The 5654-nt window shown below is 41.6% G+C and carries 3 protein-coding genes and 1 tRNA gene; 2 read left to right on the top strand and 2 right to left on the bottom strand.

Translation table 11 applies throughout. The annotated features are described in order from the left end of the window. Window positions 1-63: 63 nt before the first annotated feature. Both tsf and rpsB read right to left on the bottom strand, forming a co-directional pair. A complete protein-coding gene (gene tsf, locus ACMZ6U_RS08970) occupies window positions 64-1104 on the bottom strand; it encodes a translation elongation factor Ts (RefSeq protein WP_115129564.1) in 1041 nt (346 codons plus the stop codon). A gap of 231 nt (window positions 1105-1335) precedes the next feature. Beyond that, window positions 1336-2097, bottom strand: coding sequence for a 30S ribosomal protein S2 (rpsB, locus tag ACMZ6U_RS08965; protein WP_416108061.1), 762 nt, complete (start codon window positions 2095-2097; stop codon window positions 1336-1338). Between the two features lie 200 nt (window positions 2098-2297). On the opposite strand from rpsB, the gene ACMZ6U_RS08960 reads away from it, so the two are divergent. Together ACMZ6U_RS08960 and polA are read left to right on the top strand one after the other, a co-directional pair. Next, window positions 2298-2368, top strand: a tRNA-Cys gene (locus ACMZ6U_RS08960). Window positions 2369-2763: 395 nt separating this feature from the next. Next, on the top strand, window positions 2764-5400 hold the full coding sequence (polA, locus tag ACMZ6U_RS08955; protein ID WP_416108059.1) for a DNA polymerase I: 2637 nt from the start codon (window positions 2764-2766) through the stop codon (window positions 5398-5400). Window positions 5401-5654 lie beyond the last annotated feature (254 nt).

The raw sequence follows: 5654 nt of genomic DNA, 5'->3' as shown, positions 1-5654 counted from the left end.
CATAAAAACACCTCCGTTTCCCTAAAAGAGAAACAGAGGCGTCTGAGATTAATAACTAATCAATTATTTACCAAGAGCTGCTGCCATTGTAGCTGCAACTTCATTTTCAAAGTCGTTTGAAGCTTTTTCGATACCTTCGCCAACTTCGAAGCGAGCAAATGCAACAACTTTAGCATTTACTGATTCTAGGTATTGCTCAACAGTTTTGCTGTCGTCCATGATGTAAACTTGTGCAAGAAGTGTGTACTGTTGGTCAACTTTAGTGTTGTCAAGCATGAAGCGGTCCATTTTACCTGGGATGATTTTGTCCCAGATTTTTTCTGGTTTACCTTCAGCTGCAAGTTCAGCTTTGATTTCTTCCTCAGCTTTTGCAATCACTTCATCAGTCAATTGAGCTTTTGATCCATATGCAAGATGTGGAAGAGCTGGTTTGTTAACCATAGCACGTGATTCGTTATCTTGATCGATAACGTGGTTCAATTGTGCCAATTCATCTTTTACAAATTGCTCATCAAGCTCAGTGTATGAAAGAACTGATGGATTCATTGCAGCGATGTGCATTGAAATTTGTTTAGCAAGTGCTTCATCGCCACCTTCGATAACTGAGATAACACCGATACGTCCACCGTTGTGTTGGTATGCTCCGAATGCTTGGTCATCAGATTTTTCGATAACTGCGAAACGACGGAATGAGATTTTTTCCCCGATTGTAGCAGTCGCGTTAACGTATGCTTCTTCAAGTGTTTCACCTGAAGCCAATTTAACTTTAACAGCTTCTTCGTTGTTAGCTGGTTTAGCTGCTGCAAGTGCTTTTGCAGTTTCGTTTACCAACTCAACGAATTGAGCGTTTTTAGCAACAAAGTCAGTTTCAGCGTTAACTTCAACAACAGCTGCAACGTTACCGTCAACATAAACACCAGTCAAACCTTCAGCAGCTACACGGTCAGCTTTTTTAGCTGCTTTAGCCATACCTTTTTCACGAAGCAATTCAATCGCTTTGTCGATATCGCCATCAGTTTCAACAAGTGCTTTTTTAGCGTCCATAACACCAGCACCAGATTTTTCACGCAATTCTTTAACGAGTTTTGCAGTAATTTCTGCCATGAGTAAATCTCCTCTTTTATTTTATAAAACAAGAGGACAGAGCAGGAACGCTCTGCCCTCTTGGGTTGGTTCAAGTTTTAGATTTGTACTTTTATTCAACTGTAGAGCTGAATGGTACACGGACTAATTGTACACGAGCTAAAGATTTGGGAATTTAGATGATCTTCCTAACAAATCAAGATTTGCTGCCAATCTCCTAAACTTCTATCACCTTTTAATGCTCTTAGTAACTTATTTACCTTCTACAACTTCAACGATTTCTTCGATTGATTCTGCACTTGCTTCTTCTTGGAAGTCAGCACCAGCATCTTCGCCTTGATTACCTTCGATAACGGCATCAGCCAATTTAGAAGTAATCAATTTAACGGCGCGAATAGCATCGTCGTTTGCTGGGATGATAACATCGATCTCATCTGGATCAGCATTTGTATCAACCATAGCCACAACTGGGATACCAAGTTTTTTAGCTTCTTTAACAGCGATTTGCTCTTTGTGTGGGTCAACGATGTACATAACATCTGGAATACGCGGCATGTCTTCGATACCACCCAAGAATTTTTCAAGACGTGCGCGTTGTTTGTTCAACAATGCAACTTCTTTCTTAGGAAGCACTTCGAAAGTTCCTTCTTCTTCCATGCGTTTGATTTCTTTCAAACGTGCGATACGTTTTTGGATAGTATCCCAGTTTGTAAGAGTTCCACCCAACCAACGGTGGTTGATGTAGTATTGACCTGCACGAGTAGCTTCTTCTGCTACTGCTTCAGCTGCTTGTTTTTTAGTACCAACGAACAAGATAACTGCATCGTTTGCTGCTGCATCACGAACAAAGTCGTAAGCTTGGTCAGCCAATTTTACAGTTTGTTGAAGGTCGATAACGTGGATACCGTTACGCTCAGTAAAGATATACTTAGCCATTTTAGGGTTCCAGCGGCGAGTTTGGTGACCAAAGTGAACACCAGCCTCAAGAAGTTGTTTCATTGAAATTACTGCCATGAGTAGTTTCTCCTTTAATGTTTTTTCCTCTTCCAGCCGTCAACTTGCAAGACCACCACAAGGGCAACAGCCTCACAATGGTGCTAGAATGAGTATTTATTGCCTAAGCAACTAGTATATGATAGCAAAATTCATATGAAAATGCAACTAATTCTATACTTGACTCAAAAAGACTTTTACGGTAGAATATAATCTGTTATGGCGGTATAGCCAAGTGGTAAGGCACGGCTCTGCAAAAGCTTGATCGTCGGTTCAAATCCGTCTACCGCCTTTCAATACCTGATTTAACAGGAATTAACCGAATGAAAAGCCCGATTTAACGGGCTTTTTTGATTTTCTGTTCGGTTAAATTCGGAGAAGTTTGGAAATAATTTCGGACGAATTTGGGGCAAACTCCTTGGTTGTTCTAGAAGAATCTTTTAAGCAATTATCTTTAGTCGCCCTTTATTATACTTGCAATTCCTCACGGATTGCTTTTTTGTAATAAGTGCTTAAAGTTGATGTCATTTTCTTTGCCAACTCCTACAAGCCAATTGGGACTTTTAAGACTCTTACCGATACTCTGGGAGCTTTTACACTCTCAATTACCTCTTTCCGAATAGGTTAAGGAGCACCACTTAGGTGCTTTTTTCATTTCTATCAGTTCTTTTCTGCTATAATAGAAGCATGACAAATGCGAAAAATAAACTTCTTTTAATCGACGGTTCTTCCGTTGCTTTTAGGGCTTTCTTCGCCCTCTATAACCAGATTGACCGCTTTAAAAACGCTAGTGGTCTCCACACTAACGCTATCTATGGCTTCCACCTCATGCTAGACCACCTTATGGAGCGGGTTCAACCGACTCACGTTTTGGTGGCTTTTGATGCGGGCAAAACAACCTTCCGTACAGAGATGTACGCCGACTACAAGGCTGGTCGTGCCAAGACTCCTGACGAGTTTCGTGAGCAATTTCCATACATCCGTGACATGCTGACAGCCAGAGGTATTCGTTTTTATGATTTGGACAATTATGAAGCCGACGACATCATCGGAACACTCGATAAAATGGCTGAACTGGATGACTTCGACGTTACCATTGTTTCTGGCGATAAGGACTTGATTCAACTGACCGACCAAAATACGGTAGTTGAAATTTCAAAAAAAGGTGTCGCTGAGTTCGAAGCATTTACCCCAACCTACCTCATGGAAAAAATGGGAATCACACCTGAACAATTTATCGATCTCAAAGCTCTCATGGGAGATAAATCTGATAATATCCCCGGAGTGACGAAAATTGGTGAGAAAACTGGACTTAAACTGCTTTTGGAGCATGGCAGTCTCGAAGGGATTTACAACAATATTGATGGCATGAAGCAGTCTAAGATGAAAGAAAATCTCATCAAGGATAAAGAGCTAGCTTTCCTTTCTAAAACGCTGGCTACGATCAACACCAAGGCACCTATCACTATCGACTTGTCAGATACTGTTTATATGGGGCCAAAGGTTGAAGAGCTAGCTAAATTTTACGATGAGATGGGCTTCACCCAGTTCAAAAACGCTTTAGTTGGCCAAGCTGAAACGCCTACCTTTGATACTCCATTTGAAGAAGTTAGCACCGTTACTGACAAACACTTCAGCGACCAAGACTTCTTCTACTTTGAAATGCTCAATGACAACTATCATGTTGAAGAGATTATCGGTTTTGCTTGGGGAACCAAGGAAGCCATATACTCTTCCACAAATCTTGACTTGCTACAAGAACCAGCTTTCCAAGAAGCGCTAGCTAAACCTATGCAAACCTTTGACTTTAAACGTGTCAAAGTCTTGTTGTCTCATCACGGCATTGATATCCCAGCGCCTCGTTTCGACAGTCGCTTAGCCAAGTACCTCCTATCAACCGTTGAGGACAACCAACTCTCAACCATCGCTCGATTGTACACAGTCCTGCCTTTGGAAAGTGATGAGGTTGTTTATGGTAAAGGAGCCAAACGCGCCGTCCCTGAAAAAGAGGTGCTTTTAGGTCATTTAGCTAAAAAAGTTCAAGTTCTCATCGAAAGTAAGGAACCAATGCTTGCTAAACTTGACGAAAATGACCAAATCGACCTTCTCTTTGATATGGAGCAACCGCTGGCAAATGTTTTGGCAAAAATGGAAATTGCCGGTATCAAAGTCAATGGCGGTACCCTAGCAGAAATGGCACTGGAAAATCAAGTGACTATTGATAAACTCTCCCAGGAAATCTATGAGATTGCCGGACAAGAATTCAACATCAACTCACCAAAACAATTAGGTGTTCTTCTTTTTGAAACCATGGGATTACCTTTGGAATACACCAAGAAAACCAAAACTGGCTATTCAACAGCCGTTGACGTGTTAGAGCGTCTAGCTCCTATTTCACCAATTGTGTCTAAGATTTTAGAATACCGCCAAATCACTAAACTCCAATCCACTTATTTGATTGGTTTACAAGAATACATCCGTGACGATGGTAAAATCCACACGCGCTATGTCCAAGACTTGACGCAGACTGGACGTCTCTCATCAACAGACCCTAACTTGCAAAATATCCCTATCCGTCTGGAGCAAGGTCGTCTAATCCGTAAAGCCTTCACACCATCAACTGACAAGGCTGTGCTCCTAAGCTCTGACTACTCTCAAATCGAGCTCCGCGTTCTCGCCCACATCTCAGGTGATGAACACTTGATTGACGCCTTTAAACACGGTGCGGATATCCATACCTCAACGGCTATGCGTGTCTTTGGCATTGAGAAGCCAGAAGAGGTCACTAGCAATGACCGTCGCAACGCCAAGGCAGTTAACTTCGGTATCGTTTATGGTATCTCTGACTTCGGTCTTTCTAACAACTTGGGCATTCCACGCAAACTAGCTAAAGAATACATTGAGACTTATTTTGAACGCTATCCAGGTATCAAGAATTACATGGATACGGTCGTTCGTGAAGCCAAGGATAAAGGCTACGTAGAGACACTCTTCAAACGCCGCCGCGAATTGCCAGATATCACTTCTCGCAACTTCAACGTGCGTCATTTCGCAGAGCGTACCGCTATCAACTCTCCTATCCAAGGAAGTGCTGCGGACATTCTCAAAATTGCCATGATTAACCTTGATAAAGCTTTGATAGACGGAAACTTCAAGACCAAAATGCTCCTTCAAGTGCACGATGAAATCGTCCTTGAGGTACCAGAAGACGAGATTCCTGCTATCCAGAAACTCGTCAAAGACGTCATGGAAGCTGCCGTTGAGATGACGGTACCACTTCTAGCAGAAGAATCTTACGGCCAGACCTGGTACGAGGCTAAATAGATGATCTTTTTCATCTCTTTGCTTTCACCTCAAACAAAGGAAAAGAAGGGCTGGTCAAACGTCAGATCAACAAGATTTTATGAAACGAACACATCAACTTAGCTGATAAGAGAAGACTATTACTAAATTATTCTAAAAAACTTAGGCCCATTAAGGTTTAGTTTAGGAAAGATTTGTATACTCTATTTATCTCCTAAAACTTTTTCATAATCTCCTAGCTAGACTTGCATTGGCAGGTCTAGCTTTTTTTATAA

Origin of the sequence: Streptococcus pluranimalium (assembly GCF_047785745.1) — a bacterium.
Lineage (GTDB): Bacteria > Bacillota > Bacilli > Lactobacillales > Streptococcaceae > Streptococcus > Streptococcus pluranimalium_B.
The sequence above is the reverse complement of the archived record's forward strand: the minus strand, read 5'-3'. Positions and strand labels throughout refer to the sequence as shown.